This is a genomic window from Mesorhizobium sp. U510, assembly GCF_059180695.1.
Genome location: NZ_CP180532.1, coordinates 3308052 through 3326036 on the forward strand (window position 1 = coordinate 3308052; position 17985 = coordinate 3326036).

General features: G+C 62.8%; 21 protein-coding genes. 14 read left to right on the top strand and 7 right to left on the bottom strand.

Annotation, left to right across the window (positions count from 1 at the left end; all coding sequences use genetic code 11):
• Window positions 1-183 precede the first annotated feature (183 nt).
• Window positions 184-888, bottom strand: a complete 705-nt coding sequence (locus tag ACLGL5_RS17410; RefSeq protein ID WP_069091647.1) for an SOS response-associated peptidase — start codon at window positions 886-888, stop codon at window positions 184-186.
• 183 nt (window positions 889-1071) lie between these two features.
• Here ACLGL5_RS17410 and ACLGL5_RS17415 point away from each other — a divergent pair, with 183 nt between their 5' ends.
• Window positions 1072-1425, top strand: coding sequence for a SnoaL-like domain-containing protein (locus ACLGL5_RS17415; protein ID WP_019856911.1), 354 nt, complete (start codon window positions 1072-1074; stop codon window positions 1423-1425).
• A 95-nt stretch (window positions 1426-1520) separates the two neighbouring features.
• Here ACLGL5_RS17415 and ACLGL5_RS17420 read toward each other — a convergent pair whose 3' ends face one another.
• Window positions 1521-1646: an SRPBCC family protein gene (locus ACLGL5_RS17420; RefSeq protein WP_280949018.1), complete on the bottom strand. Its 126-nt coding sequence runs from the start codon at window positions 1644-1646 to the stop codon at window positions 1521-1523.
• A 99-nt stretch (window positions 1647-1745) separates the two neighbouring features.
• Between ACLGL5_RS17420 and ACLGL5_RS17425 the strand changes: the two genes are divergently transcribed.
• On the top strand, window positions 1746-2096 hold the full coding sequence (locus ACLGL5_RS17425) for an ArsC family reductase (RefSeq protein WP_069091648.1): 351 nt from the start codon (window positions 1746-1748) through the stop codon (window positions 2094-2096).
• Between the two features lie 101 nt (window positions 2097-2197).
• On the opposite strand, the gene ACLGL5_RS17430 is transcribed toward ACLGL5_RS17425, so the two are convergent.
• The 3 genes from ACLGL5_RS17430 to ACLGL5_RS17440 all read right to left on the bottom strand — a co-directional run bounded on the left by ACLGL5_RS17430 (window position 2198) and on the right by ACLGL5_RS17440 (window position 4833).
• On the bottom strand, window positions 2198-2554 hold the full coding sequence (locus ACLGL5_RS17430; protein WP_019856913.1) for a DUF488 domain-containing protein: 357 nt from the start codon (window positions 2552-2554) through the stop codon (window positions 2198-2200).
• A 22-nt stretch (window positions 2555-2576) separates the two neighbouring features.
• Window positions 2577-3833, bottom strand: a complete 1257-nt coding sequence (locus ACLGL5_RS17435) for an aminopeptidase (RefSeq protein ID WP_069093355.1) — start codon at window positions 3831-3833, stop codon at window positions 2577-2579.
• 85 nt (window positions 3834-3918) lie between these two features.
• Entirely contained in the window at window positions 3919-4833 is a 915-nt protein-coding gene (locus ACLGL5_RS17440) for a LysR substrate-binding domain-containing protein (RefSeq protein WP_069091649.1), read from the bottom strand.
• A gap of 96 nt (window positions 4834-4929) precedes the next feature.
• Between ACLGL5_RS17440 and ACLGL5_RS17445 the strand changes: the two genes are divergently transcribed.
• From ACLGL5_RS17445 to sbmA, 3 genes are all read left to right on the top strand, one after another.
• The gene (locus ACLGL5_RS17445; protein ID WP_019856916.1) at window positions 4930-5154 is read left to right on the top strand and encodes a hypothetical protein; all 225 of its coding nucleotides are present in this window, start codon (window positions 4930-4932) and stop codon (window positions 5152-5154) included.
• A gap of 115 nt (window positions 5155-5269) precedes the next feature.
• Entirely contained in the window at window positions 5270-6430 is a 1161-nt protein-coding gene (locus ACLGL5_RS17450) for a YbfB/YjiJ family MFS transporter (protein ID WP_069091650.1), read from the top strand.
• A 114-nt stretch (window positions 6431-6544) separates the two neighbouring features.
• Window positions 6545-7804, top strand: coding sequence for a peptide antibiotic transporter SbmA (sbmA, locus tag ACLGL5_RS17455; RefSeq protein ID WP_019856917.1), 1260 nt, complete (start codon window positions 6545-6547; stop codon window positions 7802-7804).
• Window positions 7805-7834: 30 nt separating this feature from the next.
• Here the strand turns inward: sbmA and ACLGL5_RS17460 are convergent, their stop codons facing one another.
• Window positions 7835-8842 (bottom strand): polysaccharide deacetylase family protein, encoded by a 1008-nt coding sequence (locus tag ACLGL5_RS17460; RefSeq protein WP_069091651.1) that lies wholly within the window; start codon window positions 8840-8842, stop codon window positions 7835-7837.
• 236 nt (window positions 8843-9078) lie between these two features.
• Here ACLGL5_RS17460 and ACLGL5_RS17465 point away from each other — a divergent pair, with 236 nt between their 5' ends.
• Together ACLGL5_RS17465 and der are read left to right on the top strand one after the other, a co-directional pair.
• Window positions 9079-9744 carry a tetratricopeptide repeat protein gene (locus ACLGL5_RS17465; RefSeq protein ID WP_069091652.1) on the top strand — a complete coding sequence of 222 codons (666 nt, stop codon included), beginning with the start codon at window positions 9079-9081 and terminating at the stop codon, window positions 9742-9744.
• Between the two features lie 63 nt (window positions 9745-9807).
• Window positions 9808-11247: a ribosome biogenesis GTPase Der gene (gene der, locus ACLGL5_RS17470; protein WP_019856920.1), complete on the top strand. Its 1440-nt coding sequence runs from the start codon at window positions 9808-9810 to the stop codon at window positions 11245-11247.
• Between the two features lie 18 nt (window positions 11248-11265).
• Here the strand turns inward: der and ACLGL5_RS17475 are convergent, their stop codons facing one another.
• A complete protein-coding gene (locus ACLGL5_RS17475) occupies window positions 11266-12183 on the bottom strand; it encodes a LysR substrate-binding domain-containing protein (protein WP_038645336.1) in 918 nt (305 codons plus the stop codon).
• Window positions 12184-12303: 120 nt separating this feature from the next.
• Between ACLGL5_RS17475 and ACLGL5_RS17480 the strand changes: the two genes are divergently transcribed.
• The 7 genes from ACLGL5_RS17480 to ACLGL5_RS17510 all read left to right on the top strand — a co-directional run bounded on the left by ACLGL5_RS17480 (window position 12304) and on the right by ACLGL5_RS17510 (window position 17902).
• Entirely contained in the window at window positions 12304-13563 is a 1260-nt protein-coding gene (locus ACLGL5_RS17480; protein ID WP_245307104.1) for an MFS transporter, read from the top strand.
• A gap of 177 nt (window positions 13564-13740) precedes the next feature.
• Window positions 13741-14925 (top strand): cell wall hydrolase, encoded by a 1185-nt coding sequence (locus ACLGL5_RS17485; protein ID WP_069091653.1) that lies wholly within the window; start codon window positions 13741-13743, stop codon window positions 14923-14925.
• Between the two features lie 256 nt (window positions 14926-15181).
• Window positions 15182-15589 carry an AtpZ/AtpI family protein gene (locus ACLGL5_RS17490; RefSeq protein WP_064983063.1) on the top strand — a complete coding sequence of 136 codons (408 nt, stop codon included), beginning with the start codon at window positions 15182-15184 and terminating at the stop codon, window positions 15587-15589.
• Window positions 15590-15673: 84 nt separating this feature from the next.
• On the top strand, window positions 15674-16432 hold the full coding sequence (locus tag ACLGL5_RS17495) for a F0F1 ATP synthase subunit A (protein ID WP_019856924.1): 759 nt from the start codon (window positions 15674-15676) through the stop codon (window positions 16430-16432).
• Window positions 16433-16508: 76 nt separating this feature from the next.
• Entirely contained in the window at window positions 16509-16733 is a 225-nt protein-coding gene (locus ACLGL5_RS17500) for a F0F1 ATP synthase subunit C (protein ID WP_013896722.1), read from the top strand.
• A gap of 67 nt (window positions 16734-16800) precedes the next feature.
• Complete coding sequence (locus ACLGL5_RS17505) at window positions 16801-17400, top strand: F0F1 ATP synthase subunit B (protein WP_069091654.1); 600 nt, start codon at window positions 16801-16803, stop codon at window positions 17398-17400.
• 10 nt (window positions 17401-17410) lie between these two features.
• Entirely contained in the window at window positions 17411-17902 is a 492-nt protein-coding gene (locus ACLGL5_RS17510) for a F0F1 ATP synthase subunit B (protein ID WP_019856926.1), read from the top strand.
• Window positions 17903-17985: the final 83 nt, after the last annotated feature.

The following is a 17985-nucleotide window of genomic DNA, read 5'->3' on the forward strand; positions in this document are numbered from 1 at the left end:
TTTGGGATGTCGAACGGCATATGCGGTGCGAGCGCTGCAAGCTTCGCGAGCTTGATGCCGACATAATTTTGCCGAGTGCTGCCGAGCGCTTGAAGATTCGCGTGAGACGCCTTGTCGAAATCCGCATGGTTCGCCGTGTAATATGGCGAGACGAGGAATGAGGAGCGCGGCTATCCCTTCAGCCTAGAACAGAGACCCTTGGGCTGGTGCCTGCTGCGGAAACTTGATTTGTGTGGCTGGCTTCTCAACGATGACCAACGCGTTGTCTGGCGCTGTTCGCTGCAAATGCCGTGCTTCTGCCCAGGGTGCTGTCAGCCAGGCCTCGGTCTCTTCCGAAGTGGTCAGTATTACGGGCATAGCCTTCTCATGGATCGGCGCGATGAGGGCGTTAGGCTTGGTTGTCATGAAGGCAAATAACTCGAAGTCGCCGAGTCCGTCCTTGACCTTTCGAACACCCTGCCAACGGGTCCAGAAGCCGGCGAAGAAGAACAGAGGCCGGCTTTCGTCACGGGCAAACCAGTAATTGCGTTGGATGCCTGTTTCCGGGTCCTTGTCGCTCGGTGTCGGGCTGGGTTCGGCAAAACTGGTGACCGGTACGACGCATCTATGCTCGACCCCGACAAACTGTTGCCAGTGCGAATATTGTGGATTGCGAACGTTGGTCGTGCCGTAGTCGGCCTTACCCTTCATACGCTCTTGAGGCGTCGGCAACCCCCAAAGCAGGTTCGCCAGCTCACGCTTCCCGTCTGCCGTGTTGCGGACGACCGGGCCGGGCTGATTGGGATAGATGTCAACGGAAGGTTCAAGGTTGCCGCTGATATCGCGTAATGCGCGCGTCCATTGGCGGATCGCCTCTTGCGCTGTGGTGATGTTGTAGAGGTTGCACACGCACCTAGCATTGCGGAATTGGCTTGTGTCTGCAACCGCCGCTGCCCGCGCTCCTGCAATTCGTGTCACAGAGCCGCGTTATATCGATCGTCCTGACACACCTTGTCAGCTGTCATGTGGGCACACGTGGCAGACGGGCTGGCTCTTCCCTAATTGCAGTGCGTCTGAACAGGAGGAATACACATGACCATCGCGGAAATTGCCAAGGATTTCACCGAGCTCCTCAAGCAGGGCGATCACAATGGCGCTGCTGAAAAATACAATGCCGACGATATCGCCAGTTACGAAGCCATGGAGGGGCCGATGGCCGTCAGCCACGGCAAGGAGGCCCTCAGGCAGAAAAGCCAATGGTGGCAGGAAAACCACGAAGTCCACGGTGGTTCGGTCGAAGGCCCTTATGTCAACGGCGACCAGTTCGCGGTGCGCTTCACGTTCGACATTACGCCCAAGGCCACCGGCCAGCGCGTCACGATGGATGAGGTTGGCCTCTACACGGTCAAGAACGGCAAGATCACCGAAGAGCGCTTTTACTACTGAGGCCGGGAGTCAGGCTTTCCGACCTTTGCTCTCTTCGTTGCAAGTTTGAAAAATGAGCATGGCGTCCGGGGCAATCCCCTGGCCGCCATGCAAATTCAAATGGTCTTCACATACTTGGCAAACTGGTCGGCCACCGTACCCCAGCCGTTGAAGAAACCCATTTCCTCATGGTTTTTGCGGGTCGCGTCGTCGCGGTGGAGGAAAATCTTTAGTACTGGCAAGTCCAAAAATTCCGACGATGCGGGCCTGGGCGCTGGCAAAGCGGGAAGGGCGGTTTTAGGCTGTGGGACGGATTCGACTGTCAGCTTGAGGGACGCGCTTTGACGATCACGATTTACGGCATCACCACCTGCGACACGGTCAAGAAGGCGCGCGTCTGGCTGGAGAGCCATGACGTTGCCTATCGCTTTCACGATTTTCGTGCGGAGGGGCTGGACGCGAAGCGGCTGGATGGATGGGTCGGCAAGGTCGGCTGGGAAAAGCTGCTCAACAAGGGCAGCACCACATTCCGCGAACTGGCGGACAATGACAAGCAAGGCCTCGACGAAAAGAAGGCGAAGGCGCTGATGCTGGCCAAGCCGACGATGGTCAAGCGCCCGGTGCTGGAAGTCGGGGACCGGGTTCTGGTCGGCTTCAAGCCGGAAGTTTATGAGCAGGCGGTCGGGAAGTAGGCGAAAGCATTGCGACGTCCGATCTCCCCCTCGTGGGGGAGATGTCAGGCAGGACAGAGGGGGGCGCGCTGTCCCGCCGGCCTCAGAAAGGTCCGGCCGCCTCAGCCCATACCGCGTAGATACTCCGCCAGCGCGACCGCATTGTTGTGCGCCTCATCATGCGCGCCGTAGAGCAGCGTCACCTTGCCCTCGCGAAGCAGGTCGCGCAGCGTCGCCACCGCCTCACCATTCCCGTCCAGCTCAGCCCCGTACCGCTTCCGAAATTCCGCCCAACGCTCCGGCTCGTGCCCGAACCACTTCCGCAACGCTTCGCTCGGCGCGATCTGCTTCAGCCACAGCGCCAGCGCGGCATGCTCCTTGCTGACGCCGCGCGGCCAGATGCGATCGACCAGCACCCGCTGCCCGTCATCGGCAGCGGGCGGCTCGTAAATCCGCTTGACCATCAGGTCGAAAGCCATTCGACCTCCCTACGCCGAACCCTCAGGCCCACTCGCCCTTGCGCATCACGGGCACGCGGCTGCCGTCCTTGTGGACGCCGTCAATGTCGATCTTGTCCGAGCCGATCATCCAGTCGATGTGGATGAAACTCTTGTTGCCGCCGCGCGCGGCGATCTCGTCTTGGCTGAGCGAGGCGCCGTCGACGAAGCATTTGGAATAACACTGGCCGAGCGCGATGTGGCAGGCGGCATTTTCGTCGAACAGCGTGTTGAAGAACAACAGGCCGCTGGCCGAGATCGGCGAGGAATGCGGCACCAGCGCGACCTCGCCGAGACGGCGGGCGCCCTCGTCGGTGTCGAGCACTTTCTTCAAGACATCTTCGCCTTTCGACGCCTTGGCCTCGACGATCCTGCCTTCTTCGAAACGCACGGAGATCTCGTCGATCAGCGTGCCTTGGTAGGACAGCGGCTTGGTCGAGGAGACATGGCCCTCGACGCGCCTGGCATGCGGCGTGGTGAAGACCTCCTCGGTCGGGATGTTGGGATTGCAGGTGATGCCGTTCTTGGCGGTCGAGGCACCGCCCATCCATTCATGGCCGTCCGCCAGCCCGACCGTCAGGTCGGTGCCCGGTCCGGTAAAATGCAGCGCATGGAAATTATGGCCGTTCAGCCATTCGGTGCGGCCGCGCAGCGCGGCATTGTGCGCCTTCCAATTGCCGATCGGGTCTTCCACGTCGACCCGCGACGCCGCGAAGATCGCGTCGGCGAGCTTCGCCACCGCGACATCGTCGGCATCTCCGGGAAACACCTGCTTGGCCCAGGCGAGGTCCGGATAGGCGACGATGTTCCAGTTGATGTCGAAGCCGGTGATCTTTTCCAGCGCCGGCTGGTAGGCCATGGAATTGGCCTTGTTGGCGCGCGCCACTTTTGCCGGGTCCTGCGCCGACAGGAGCGACGGATCCTCGCCGCGCACGGCAAGCCTGGCGGCATTGTTGGAAAAAGCCTTCGCCATGCCTTCATAGAGCCAGCCGGCGGCGCGGTCGAAGCTGGCATCGGCGCCGAAGCGGTAGCGCGCCAGCGTCATCTCGTCGTCATTGAAGATCGGTGTCACCAGACCGGCACCGGCCTTGTAGGCATGCTCGACGATGCGCCTGGTCAGCGGCAGGGCCGCGATCGACGAGGTCAGTACGAGATCCTGGCCGGGCTGCAATTGCAGGCCGACCTTGATGGCGACTTCCGCCAGCCTGTCGAGCTTCACCGGGTCGATCGTTGCGGAAACGCCGCGCGAATGTGTGGTCATGATCCTGCCTGCCGTGATGTGGGAATCTGACCCATACATAGACCGCTGCCATGATCCTTTCCACCAGGTTTGCGGTGGGCCAAGCTTAAGCAGCGCTTTCGAGTGATCCGAACTGCGCCATCGTCGCCTCGATCTCTTCCTTGATCCAGGCCTTGAAATCCCGGACCTTGCGGCTCTCTGTCTTGGCCGACGCGGTCACCATCCAGTAGCCGAGCCCGCTCTGGGCGCGGATGCCGAACGGCGCCACCAGCCGCCCGTCGGCCAGCGCATCCGCTGTCAGCAATTGCCAGCCCAGCATCACGCCATGGCCGGCAATCGCCGATTCCAGGCACAGCATCGGGTCGGTGAAGCGCGCGCCTTTCTGGAAGTTGACGGGCGCAACACCGGCTGCCGCGAACCAGCTCTCCCAGTTGATCATCGCGCGCTCGTCGGTGATGGCGCAGGTCTGGGCAAGGTCCTCGATCGACTTCAGTTTCCGGGCGATGTCAGGTGCGCAGACCGGGAACACTTCCTGCGCCAGGAGCAGTTCGGCTTGGCCGCCGGACCATTTGCCGTCGCCAAGCCGGATGGCGATGTCGACGTCGGAATGGTCGAGATTGGCCAGCCGCACCGACGCGTCGATGCGCAACAGCACATTGGGATGGCGGTCGAAGTGACGCGACAGCCTGGGCAGCAGCCATTTCGAAGCGAAGGCCGGTGCCGCCGAGACGACCAATGTGCATTGGCTCGCTTCGTCGGCCAGCGCCACGGCCTGCGCAAGCTCGCGAAATCCAGCCCCGAGGCGGGTCGCGAAGACGGCGCCGAACTCGGTCAGCACCAGACCACTTGCCGTGCGCTCGAACAGCGCCTGGCCGAGCTGCTTTTCGGTGCGGCTTATCTGCTGGCTGACGGCGCTGACGGAAACGTTGAGCTCGCCGGCGGCCGCAGCAAGCGAGCCGAGACGGGCTACGGTTTCGACGGCGCGAAGGCCGTTGAGATGAACGCGGTTGAGCATGGCCATTTGAGATTTTCTAAACCGTTCCGGCTGAAATCTCAATTGAATGACGAGAGGGAACGGCAGACTTTATCGATGGGAGCCAGATCCGAGGAGCCGGAAATGTCAAGGCTGTTGTCGTCGCTGAAGGTTCTGTTCGCCATGGGCACGCCGTCCGGGTCGCGCGCGCAGAACGACACGCAGACATGGCTGACCGATCCGCTGTCGCATCCCGTGCTGAACACCATGTCGGAGCGTGAATTGGGCGACGTGCCGTTCAGGCTGACGGCCCGGCGAACGGTGCACGAGACCGCTTCGTTGCATGCCGGTTTGGGTGGGCGCAGCTAAGCCGATGACGCGCCTTCAGCTCAATTAGGAGTCGAACCCGTCGCGCCTCTCCGCGCGCACTGGCCCAACGGATGATGGATTGTTTCAGCGATCCCTGCATTTATTGTGCGCTGCAATGAGACCGGTTACCTCAACAGCGCTGCGCTTCACCGTCGCCGGTATGATTGCGATGGCGGTGGCCATGGGCATCGGCCGCTTCGTCTATACGCCGATCCTGCCCGGCATGATGGAAGAGCTGCATCTGTCGCCGGCCAATGCCGGGTGGATCGCCTCGGCCAACTATCTCGGCTACCTCGTCGGCGCCTTTGTGGCGGCGGGCGGCTGGGCGCATGGCCGCGAGCGTCTGCTGATGCTGGGCAGTCTTGGCGCCAGCACCGTCCTGGCGGCGCTGATGGGGCTGACCGACGCCATGGTCGCCTTTCTCCTCATCCGCTTTCTGGCCGGTCTGGCCAGCGCCTTCGTCATGGTGTTCATGGCCAGCATCGTTTTCAGCCACATCAATGCCGCCGGTCGTGGCGACCTGCAGGCCTGGCATTTCGGCGGTGTCGGCCTCGGCATCGCGATCTCCGCGGTGATGATGGCGGTGCTGGTCACCGAGCATGCCGGCTGGGCAGCGGGCTGGTTGTGGTCGGCGGCAATTTCAGCTTGCGGCTTCGTGGTCGTGACGCTGCTGACGAACGAAGGCCCGCTGGCCAACGGCCAAGCCGTCCGTGAGCCGGCCCTGCCGAAAGACCGGTCGCTGATGAAGATGATCGTCGCCTACGGCCTGTTTGGGTTTGGCTATGTGGTGACGGCGACGTTCCTGGTCGCCATCGTCCGCCAGGGCGGCGGCAGCCGCGTCTTCGAGGCCATGGTCTGGCTGGTCGCCGGCCTCGCCGGTTTTCCCTCGACCTGGTTGTGGCAGAAGATAGCCGGACGGGTCGGGCTCAATGCAGCCTATGCGTTGGCATGTTTCATAGAAGTGATCGGCGTCACCGCCAGCGTGGCGCTTGGCGGATATTCCGGGCCGCTGCTTGGCGGTCTGCTGCTTGGCGGCACCTTCATCGCCATCACCGCGCTTGGCCTGCAGGCCGCCCGCCAGCAGGCGCCACAGGCGCCCCGGCGCATCTTTGCCTTGATGACGGCGTCGTTCGGCCTTGGCCAGATCGTCGGCCCGATCGCCGCCGGCCTTTTGGCGCAGATGTCAGGCAATTTCTTCCTCGCTTCGATTGTCGCTGCGGCCATGCTGGTGGTCTCCGGCGTCATCACGTGGTCGGCCGTGCCAAAATCGCCATGATTTGTGGTCTTGCTCTGCGCCGGGCATCGGGCAGGCATTTTCTTTCCCCCTAATGTGTGACTTTATGCCCGCCGAAGTCAGCTGATTTGCCCATCAAGCAAGGAATTCGCCACAGTGTTCGTATCCTTCTTCCCGCAGCCGAAGCTCTTCTTCTCTTCGGCCGCCATCTGGAGCCTTGCGGCGATCCTGTTCTGGTTTTTCGGCGGTGAGCAATTGGGCGCGATTTTTGGCCTGCCGGCAGCCGCCGCCGACGCGCCGCCCATCATCGGTATCGCCGTTCTCGTGTCGAAGCCGTTCCTCTGGTTCTACATCTACTTCGTGGCCTGCGTCGCCATCTTCTACGCATTCTGGAGCTGGTATTCGCCGCATCCGTGGCAGCGCTGGTCGATCCTGATGACGGCGGTCATCCTGTTCTTCATCTATTTCAATGTGCAGGTCAGCGTCGCCGTCAACGCCTGGTACGGGCCTTTCTTCGACTATGTGCAGGGGCTGATGTCAGGGACCGGAAAATCGACCAACGGTGAATTTTATACCGGGCTGGCCGACTTTTCCTGGCTGGCGCTGGTCGGCATGAATGTGCAGGTGGTCAATGCCTTTATCGTCAGCCACTGGATCTTCCGCTGGCGCACGGCGATGAACAACTACTTCATCGAGAACTGGGCTAGGCTGCGCCATATCGAGGGTGCTTCGCAGCGCATCCAGGAAGACACGATGCGGTTTTCGCAGATCATGGAAGATCTCGGCTCCAGCTTCGTCCAGTCGATCATGACCTTGATCGCCTTCCTGCCGGTGATGATCCAGCTGCAGGCCCATATCAGCGAATTGCCGATCATCGGCGCGATCCCGCAGCCCCTGGTGGTCGCGGCGCTTGCCTGGTGTCTGTTCGGAACGATCTCGGTGATGATTGCCGGCCTGAAACTTCCGGGGTTGCAGTTCCGCAACCAGCGCGTCGAAGCCGCCTACCGCAAGGAACTGGTTTACGGCGAGGATCATGTGGATCGTGCACAGCCTGCCACCACCGCCGAGCTGTTCGCCAATGTCCGCCACAATTATTTCAGGCTCTATTTCCACTACATCTATTTCAACGTCGTCCGGTACACCTACCTGCAGGCCGACAACATCTTCTCGCTGCTGATCCTGGGTCCGTCACTGGTCGCGCACAAGATAACGTTCGGTGCGCTGAACCAGATCTCAAACGCCTTCGGCAAGGTGACGGGTTCGCTGCAGTTCCTCCTCACCTCGTGGTCGACCATTGTCGAGCTGCAATCGGTCCATAAGCGCCTGCGCGCCTTCGAGGCGACTCTGCTGGGCGAGCCGCTGCCCGATATCGATCAGCGCTATCTGGCAAGGCAGGGCGCCGAAGATCCGGCATAGTAAGGGTTTGACGTAAACCGGGTTGGCGGCTCAGCCGCCAACCGAGGCTTGCTTCTGGCCGGCAGCCTGCCGCGCGATATAGTCGTGAAAACTGATGCATTCGACGTCGGCCTTGACGCAGACCTCGCCGGCGAAGCGCTCCAGCGCGTTCCAGTAGGCTCCGTCATTCATCAGCGTGAAGTGGAAGCCAAGTTCCAGCGGAATGCGCTTGCCCTGATATTGCGCGTCGAAGGCGGCGCGAAACGCCTGATAGGTCCGCTCGGCGAACTCGTCCGCCTTGCTCGGCTTTTCGAAGCCGCCGGAATGCCTGACATAGAGATTGTAATCCATGGCGATCACCGGCCTTAATTTCGGTCCTTCCGGGATCTGCGGCAGTGAAAAGCGGGTGATGCCGCCGATGGTCGGCGGCTGGACAGGCCCTTGCGAGACGCCGCTGGCGTCAAACTCGTAGCCGGCGGCGGGCAGCGCCTCGTAAAGCGCCTTGCTGGCCGACAGATAGGGCGCGCGGAAACCGACCACGGAATGCCGGGCGAAATCGCGCCAGCCGGCGGGTTCAGGTGCGATGCCGTTGATTGCATAGGCGTTCTCGAGAATGTGTGCGAACGAGGCGAATTCCTTCAGCCAGTCGGCCTTGCTCCAGTCCTTGCCGTCGAAATGGCCGCAGGCGTGGCTGGCGATATCGTGGCCTTCATGCGCGGCGAGGCCGATCTGTTCCAGCCGCTCGGCCACCTCCTGTTTGGAAGCGGCAAAGCCGATATTGGATTTACCTGCTGTTTTGCCCGGTGCGGTGTATTCGTTGCGTGTCTCCGGCGACAGCAGGAAGACGCAGGAGAGAAAATAGGTGAAATGCGCGCCGGTGCGCTGCGCCAGAGCGCGGCTGCGCTTCCACTGCGAGATGTCGCGGGCGCTGTCGAACGAGATGATGACCACCTGCTTCGGCTTTGCCGGCATTGGCGGTGCGGGCGGATCGGCTAGAGCGGCGCCGGCACAGGCGAGGGAGGCAAGCGCGAACGCAGCAACGCGGGACAAACTGGGCATCGGCAAACTTACAGGCTCCGGGCGGTCACAAGCCGGCTATCCCCGAATTGTGGCGTGGGTGCGATTGGGCTTTTTGGGCGGTTTGGCCGGGCAAACATCCGTTTCCCCCGGCCAAACATCCGTTTGCCCCTGGGGAATAGGCGATTTTCCGGCCGAACCCCTTCCATGCCGACAAAATTTCGCTAAAACGCGGGCTCATGAACCGCCCCGGCCCGGGGCAAAAGTGGTTTTGATTGATGTCCGACGACAGTTTTATCCGTGAAGTCAACGACGAGATGCGTCGCGAGCAGGCGCAGAAGCTGTGGGACCGTTTCGGCCCGGCTTTGCTCGGCATCGCGATCCTCGTGGTGCTCGGCACCGCTGCCTTCGTTGGCTATCGCTATTGGGACGAGACGCGCGCCAACCGCTCCGGCGATGCCTTTTCGCAGGCGCTGAAGCTGGCCAATGACGGCAAGAACGACGAGGCGCTGGCCGCGCTCGACCAGCTGGAAAAGGATGGCTACGGCGCCTATCCGCTGCTTGCTCGCATGCGTGCCGCCACCGTCAAGGCGAGCAAGGGCGACACTGCTGCCGCCGTCAAGGATTTCGACGATGTCGCCGCCGACACCGCCATTCCCCAGGGCATTCGCGACATGGCGCGGCTCAGGGCAGCGCTGCTGCTCGTCGACCACGGTTCCTTCGCCGACGTCTCCAGCCGCGTCGAGGCGCTGACATCGGACACCAACACGCTGCGCCACACGGCGCGCGAGGCGCTCGGCCTTGCCGCCTGGAAGGAAGGCAAGACCCAGGATGCGCTGAAACTGTTCGACCAGATCGCGGCCGATGACGGAGCCCCGCGCAACACCCGCGAGCGGGCAACGCTGATGTCCGAGCTGATCCGCGGCTCGGGCAATGCCTCGTAAGTGCATGTCGCCCAAAAGTGTGCAGCGGTTTTGGGACAACGACATGCATGATTGTAGGACCGTATGACCTTCAAAGTCGCCATCATCGGCAGACCTAACGTCGGCAAATCGACCCTTTTCAATCGGCTGGTGGGAAGGAAGCTGGCGCTTGTCGACGACACGCCGGGCGTCACCCGCGACCGTCGCGTCCATGCCGCCAAGCTTTACGATCTGCATTTCGATGTCATCGACACAGCTGGTTTCGAGGACGCCGGCGCATCGACCTTGCCCGGCCGCATGCGCGCGCAGACCGAGATCGCTATCCACGAAGCCGACCTGATCTTCTTCACCATCGACGCCAAGTCCGGCCTGCTGCCCGACGACAGGACCTTCGCCGAGATCGTGCGCAAGTCCGGCAAGCCGGTGGTGCTGGTCGCCAACAAGGCCGAGGCCAAGGGCGCGCAGGGCGGCATGCTGGAGGCCTGGGAACTCGGGCTGGGAGAACCGATCCCGGTTTCGGCCGAACATGGCCAGGGCATGCCCGATCTGCGCGATGCTGTGATCGCGGCGATCGGCGAGGCGCGCGCCTTCGGCGAAGACGAAGAGGGCGAAGACGACGAGATCGCCGCCACCGAGGTGCTGATCGGCGAGGACATTGCCGACCCTGACGCCGAGGATGTGCACACCTACGACGACACCAAGCCGATGCGCATCGCTGTCGTCGGCCGCCCGAATGCCGGCAAGTCGACGCTGATCAATGCGCTGATCGGCGAGGAGCGGCTTTTGACCGGACCGGAAGCCGGCATCACCCGCGATTCGATCTCCGTCGACTGGGATTGGCATGGCCGTCGGCTGAAGCTGTTCGACACGGCCGGCATGCGCCGCAAGGCCAGGATCCACGAAAAGCTGGAAGTGATGTCGGTGCAGGACGGCTTGCGCGCCATTCGTTTCGCCGAGATCGTTATCATCGTGCTCGATGCCACCATTCCCTTCGAGAAGCAGGATCTGCAGATCGCCGATTTGATCATCCGCGAGGGCAGGGCGCCGGTGATCGCCTTCAACAAATGGGACCTGATCGATCATCCGCAGGAGCTTCTGGCGGAACTGCGCGAGAAGACCGAGCGGCTGCTGCCGCAGGTGCGCGGCATCCAGGCGGTGCCGGTCTCGGCCGAGACCGGGCGCGGCCTCGACAAGCTGATGGATGCGGTATTGCGGACCCACAAGGTCTGGAACAGCCGCGTCTCAACTGGCAAGCTCAACCGCTGGCTGGAAGCCATACTGGCGCATCACCCGCCGCCCGCCGTTGCCGGGCGCCGGCTGAAGGTCAAGTACGTCACCCAGGCCAAGACGCGGCCGCCGGGCTTTGTGGTCCAGTGCTCGCGGCCGGATGCGATGCCGCAATCCTATGTGCGCTATCTCTCCAACAGCCTGCGCGAAGCCTTCGACATGCCAGGCGTGCCGATCCGCATCGCGCTGCGCACCTCGGACAATCCGTTCGCCGGCCGGGCCAAGAAGCGCAACTGAGCGTCGGTACTCGTCCGATCAGGCGACCGCACGCAAGCCCACAGTCCGCGCATTGCCCGGCAAGGCCTGCCGTGCCGCCTCCAGCAATATGTCGGCGAGGCGGGCCGCCACCGGCTCGGGTTCGGCATCCCGGCGGTGCAGGAACAACGCCATCTTGGGCAGCGCCGGCAGACCGGCAATCTCTGGCGTCATCGCACTGACGCTGGCCGGCAGGCCGATATCGGTGCGGATCGTCAGCCCCAGCCCCGCCGCGACAGCCGCCCATATGCCGCCAAGGCTCGGGCTGGAGAAGGCCATGCGCCAGGGCAGCCCGGCGCGGTCGAGCGTTTCCGTCGCCACCGTGCGCAACAGGCATGGCGCCTCGAGCGCCACCAGCGGCAGCGGTTCTCCGTCGCGCAAACTGGTCTCGATGCGCTTTGCCGGGCCGATCCAGCGCATTGGAACATCGGCGACATGCTCGCTGTAGGGCAGCGTCTGGCCGCTGTGCCAGGCGAGAGCGAGGTCGAGGCTGCCTGACATCACCCTTTCGGCAAGCTCGTGGCTGCGCGCGATCCTGGCCTCGATCTTGACCTTGGGGTGGGCGCGGGCGAAGCGGCCGAGCACGTCCGGCAGCACCGCCTCGCCGAAATCCTCCTGCAGGCCGAGCCGCACCCAGCCCTCCAGTTCGACATCGTGGATGGCCGCCGCCGCCTCGTCATTTAGTTCGAGCAGCCGCCGCGCATAGCCGAGCATAGTCTCACCGGCCTCGGTCAAGGCCAGCCCACGCCCCGATTTGCGGAAGATCGGCGTCGCTGCCTGCTCTTCCAGTTTCTTCAATTGCGCGCTGACCGCCGAGGTCGACCGGCCAAGCCGGTCGGCGGCCTTGGCAAAGCTGCCCAGCTCCATGCCGGTGACAAAACTGCGGAGAACGTCGAGGTCGAAGGTCACGCGTTGCATGGAAAACGTCCTGCTTTTCAGGATTGATAGTCAAAAACTTCCTGATTTTAAGGATAAACCTATGGCGTTAGAGAAATGCCGTCAAGGTCCAGGCGACTGGGCCGTCACGGGAATGAAACCATGTCCGCCATCCTCGACTGCACCGACAAAGACACGCAGAAATTGCTGGGAGGCAGTGCTGCCGGCCCTGCCGGAAGGGTGTTCAGCCCCGGCCACCGCTGGAAGGTCCTGGGCATCGGTGTCGCCGCCAACGCCAGTTTCTCGGCCACCTTCTCCGGCATACCGGCAACGGCGGTCGTGCTGCGTCAGGGCTACCACCTAAGCAATGCCGAACTTGGCCTGGCACTCGGCCTTCTCGGCTTGGGCGTTGCGCTCAGCGAATTGCCCTGGGGCTTGCTCACGGATCGCTGGGGCGATCGCCGCGTGCTCCTGATCGGGCTTGGCGCGACGGCGGCCTGGCTCCTTGCCATGGCCATGCTCGTTGTGCCGACAAGGTCGGGCGTTCCCGATGTCATGCTCCTGTCGGCAAGCCTGCTCCTCACCGGACTGCTCGGCGGCAGCGTCAACGGCTCGAGCGGCCGCGCCATCATGGGCTGGTTCCGGGAAAACGAGCGCGGTTTCGCCATGAGCATAAGGCAGACGGCGGTGCCACTCGGCGGCGGTCTCGGCGCGCTTGTCCTGCCGTCGCTTGCGCTTGCTTTCGGCTTTTCTGCGGTGTTCGCGCTGCTGGCCGGCGCCTCCGCTCTCTCCGCGCTGTTTGCCTGGCGCTGGCTGCACGAACCGCCAACGACGGGTCACGTCGTTACGTCCGCCGTGGCCGGACCGGCGCCGCTGCGCAACATCGAGGTCTGGCGCATCGCCACCGCCATCGGCCTGCTCTGCTTCCCGCAAGTGGCGGTGCTTACTTTCGCATCGGTGTTCCTGCACGACTTCGTCGGGCTGGGGACAGCGGCGATCAGCGCGAGCCTCGCAGCCGTGCAGATCGGCGCCATGGTCATGCGCGTCTGGAGCGGCCGCTTCACCGACCGCCATGGCAACCGTCGCCAGTTTCTGCGCTCGTGCGGTGCGCTCAGCGGGTTGGCCTTCTCTGTGCTTTGGCTGATGGTCCTGGCCAGCCCCGCATTGCCGGGCGGCCAGTCCTTTCTGATCGCCGTCCTTCCCTTGGTGTTGATTGTCGCGGGCATCTCGGTCTCCGCCTGGCATGGTGTCGCCTATACCGAGCTTGCCACGCTTGCCGGCGCCGGCCATGTCGGAACCGCGCTCAGCCTGGCTAACACCTTGTCTTCGTTGGCTTCTTCCTTGTGCCGGTGGCCATTCCGGGGTTGCTGCAACTCTGGTCCTGGTCCGGTGTCTGGCTGTCGGCTGCCGTCTGCGCGCTGATCGCCTGGCCGGTCTTCCTGCGACCCGCCTGAACGCTCCGGCCCTAAAACCGCCCGACTTCGAAACCACGACCTTGAGCCGACTGAGAAAACCCGATCGATCCCGTTAACGTCCCATCAAGGTTAATGCATCATTTTGCTCTCCAGTGGGGTCAGTAGCGTTCCTGGAGAGAGTTCCGTGCATCGACGCGTCTTGAAGCGGCTTGTCGCCGCCGCCGGTGAGAAGAAACGCAATTTTGTGTCTCCTTTCATCATCGGCCTCGGCATCTGGATCGGCTTCCCGACCGTTGCCGCCTATCAGGACATGACCAGTCTCGTCTCCGGCCTCGAATCGCCGACCGCGCGCTGGAATTCCTATGTCGAGAGATCCGTCGCCGGTTCGACCCATGCCGCCGAGATGCCCTTTGTCGATTCCGACGTCACCGGCTCGATCTCCGGATCGGGCATTCATCTGGCTGGCGTCGGCAACGTGTCGTTTCGCGGCAAGGGCGGCAAGGTCAGTGGCTCGCCCGACGAGGACCGCGTGGTGCGCGCCGACAAGAAAGGCCGCATCGTCCAGGTGTCTCCCGTTGCGCCGCCGAAAAACTTCAACGCCGGTTCGATCTTCCAGCGGACCTCTTCCTTGATGCGGCCGAGCATGGACGGCGGCCTGAAGATGGCTTTCGCCAAGCCGCAGATCAAAGGCAAGGAAATCCAGATCGCCGCGGAATTCCACGCGCGTGAGGACAAGAAGCCGGATCCCGGCGTGCCGGCTATGCTTGCCGCCCTGGTCAACAACGATCATCCGGATGTTCTGGCGACGGCCTACGCGCAATCCGAGCCGGACTATGCCAAGGCCTCGCCCTTCGAAGCCCTGCTTCAGGATGAGCAGCCTAACAGCGGCCGCTTCATTCCGCCGATGGCCAAGGGCGACCATTCGTGGATCCAGAACCCGCTTCCGGCCAGCGTCTTCTCCAACAAGGAACAGGCATGCCTGGCCAATGGCATCTATTTCGAGGCCAGGAGCGAATCCGTGCGCGGCCAGGCCGCCGTTGCCCAGGTCATCCTCAACCGCGTGCGCAATCCGGCCTATCCCAATTCGATCTGCGGCGTGGTCTACCAGAATGACAGCTGGTTCAACCGCTGCCAGTTCTCCTTCGCCTGCGACGGCAGGAGAAAGCGCATCGACAGCCCTGCCGCTTACAAGACCGCGCAGGATATCGCCATGGCCGTCACCGCCGGCAAGATATTCATTCCCGAGGTCGGATCGTCGACCCACTACTATGCCCAATATGTCCATCCGGGCTGGGCGCGCACCATGCAGAAGATGACGAAGATCGGCCTGCATATCTTCTACCGCACCTATGGCGGCGGCTGGAGCTGAGGGCTCGCCGGCCGATGGTCTTTTTCGCCGGCCACAGGCTCGATCAGGGAGCCGTTGCCGGGGGGATTCGTGCGGCGCATCCACATCATCGCGACGGGCACGATGTCGCACCTCTCTAATTTGTTGATTTTATTGCCTAAAATACATGGCAATGATCTTCCGCCCGTGGCTTGACGGGCGCAAACCCTCTAACTATGTTGCCGGCGACTTTAGAAGCGGACGGACGGTGACGGTCTGACCGGGCAGGGGGGTTGCGATGGCCGACAAAAATGGGCCAGACGGAACCGGAGAAACCGGCCGCGGCAAGCAGCATGAAACCGGCATCCGCGACGACGATCTTGAGCGACGTCGGCGTGAACTTGAAGCATCGCTTGCGACAAGGCGGCCGAACCGGCTCGAGGGGAAAGACGACGCGAAAGCGGGCAGTGCGGCCGGTTATGGCCAGGCGGTCAAACTCTCCAGTGAATTTATCGCTGGTGTGGTGGTGGGCGCCGGCATCGGCTGGATCATCGACCGTATGGCGGGGACATCGCCGTGGGGTCTGATCGTTTTCCTGCTGCTTGGTTTTGGCGCCGGCGTGCTCAATGTCATGCGTTCAGCGGGCGTTGTGGCAGAATTCGGACAGGGCGATAAATCGCGCTCTGGCCGGGACGACAGCAAATGACCGCCCTTCAGGCGGCATTCGGAAATAGCCGCCCTCGTGCGGCAATGGTAATTTGGCCGTACGCGGCATTGACGGGGTTAGAACGTGGCAGCTGACAAGGTCGATCCGATCCACCAGTTCCATATCATCAAGCTGGTTCCGATTAACATCGGCGGCTACGACCTGTCCTTCACGAATTCGGCATTGTTCATGGTCGCGACCGTGGTCGTCGCCGCCGCGTTCCTGTTCCTCACGACATCGAGCCGCAGCCTGGTTCCCGGCCGCCTGCAGTCGATCTCCGAGATGGCCTATGAATTCGTCGGCAACATGCTGCGCGATGCCGCCGGCACGCAGGGCATGAAGTTCTTCCCCTTCGTGTTCTCGCTGTTCATGTTCGTGCTGGTCGCCAATCTGCTCGGCCTGTTCCCCTATTTCTTCACCGTCACCAGCCACATCATCGTCACCTTCGGCCTCGCCGCCTTGGTGATCGGAACCGTGGTGGTCTATGGCTTCATGAAGCACGGTCTCGGCTTCCTGAAACTCTTCGTGCCGCATGGCGTGCCGGTGTTCTTGCTGCCGCTGGTGGTGCTGATCGAAGTCATCTCCTTCGTCTCGCGGCCGGTCAGCCTCTCGGTTCGTCTGTTCGCCAACATGCTTGCCGGTCACATCACGCTGAAGGTGTTTTCGGGCTTCGTCGTCAGCCTATCCGCTCTCGGCGCGGTCGGCGTCGCGGGCTCGGTCCTGCCGCTGGCCATGGCGGTGGCGCTGACGGCGCTTGAATTGCTGGTCGCCTTCCTGCAGGCCTACGTCTTCGCGGTGTTGACCTGCATGTATCTCAACGACGCCCTGCATCCCGGGCATTGAGGAAAAGTTTCCGGCCCAACGACGTCGGCGCCGGATGGAAACGCAACGGAATTTCAGATCCAAAGGAGTTGAACAAATGGACGCAGAAGCAGCAAAGTACATCGGCGCCGGCATCGCTTGCCTGGGCATGGGTGGCGCAGGCATTGGCCTGGGCAACATCTTCGGCAGCTACCTGTCGGGCGCGCTGCGCAACCCGTCGGCTGCTGATGGCCAGTTCGGCCGCCTGATCTTCGGCTTCGCCGTGACCGAAGCTCTGGGCATCTTCTCGCTTCTCATCGCGCTGCTGGCCCTGTTCGGCTGAGCCAGGCTTTGGGAAGATTGGACAGGCCGGCCGCGCGAGCGGCGGGCCTGATATCTGGGGATAGTCCATGTTCGTGACATCTGCCTTCGCGCAAGAGTCCGCGCCATCAGCCGATACCAGCCATGCTGCGACCGGAGCCGATACGCACTCCGGTACCGGCGTGCCTGCCGAAGCGCATGGCGCATTTCCGCCCTTCGATCCTGCGACTTTCCCGTCGCAGCTTCTATGGCTGGCGATCACTTTTGGGCTGTTCTACCTCTTCCTGAAGCGGGTCGTGGTGCCGCGCGTCGGCGGCATCATCGATGTCCGCAACGATCGCATCAGCCAGGACCTCGATCAGGCAGCGAAGTTGAAGGGCGAGGCCGACGCCGCCGTTGCTGCCTACGAGCAGGAACTGGCGGACGCCAAGAAGAACGCCAGCTCGATCGGCCAGCAGGCCGCCGATGCTGCCAAGGCGGAAGCCGAGACCGCACGCAAGAAGATCGAGGCCGCGCTCGACGAGAAGCTTGGCGAAGCCGAGGCGCGCATTTCTTCCATCAAGGCCAACGCCATGAAGGAAGTCGGCAGCATTGCCGAGGACACTGCTTCGGCGATCGTCGAGGCCCTGGTCGGCGGCAAGGCCAGCAAGGCCGAGATCGCGGCCGCGGTCAAATCCGTGGCCCGGTGAGGAGCGCATCATGGACGCTACATCTCTCGCAACGCTTTGGGCCACGATTGCCCTGATCATCTTCCTGGGCGTCGCCATCTACATCAAGGTGCCCGGCCTGATCGCCAAGGCGCTCGACGCCCGCGCTGCCAGGATCAGCAGCGAACTCGATGAGGCCCGCAAACTGCGCGACGAGGCCCAGCAACTGCTCGGCCAGTACAAGAAGAAGCGCAAGGAAGCCGAGCAGGAGGCTGCCGACATCGTCGCGGCCGCCAAGCGCGAGGCCGAAATGCTCGCCACCGAAGCGCACAAGAAGACCGAAGACTATGTTGCCCGGCGCACGGCACTTGCCGAGCAGAAGATCGGTCAGGCCGAGCGTGACGCGGTCGCCGAGGTGCGCGCCAGTGCCGTCGACATCGCCGTCGAAGCCGCCCGCGCGCTGCTCGCCGCCAAGGTCGACGTCAAGGCCGGAGCCGACCTGTTCAAGGCTTCGCTCGCGGATGTGAAGGCCAAGCTGAACTAGGCTGACAACATTTGGAAATCAGAAAGCCGCCGGGGCAACCTGGCGGCTTTTTTGTTTCAGCGCTGAGGTCAACGCTATCGATC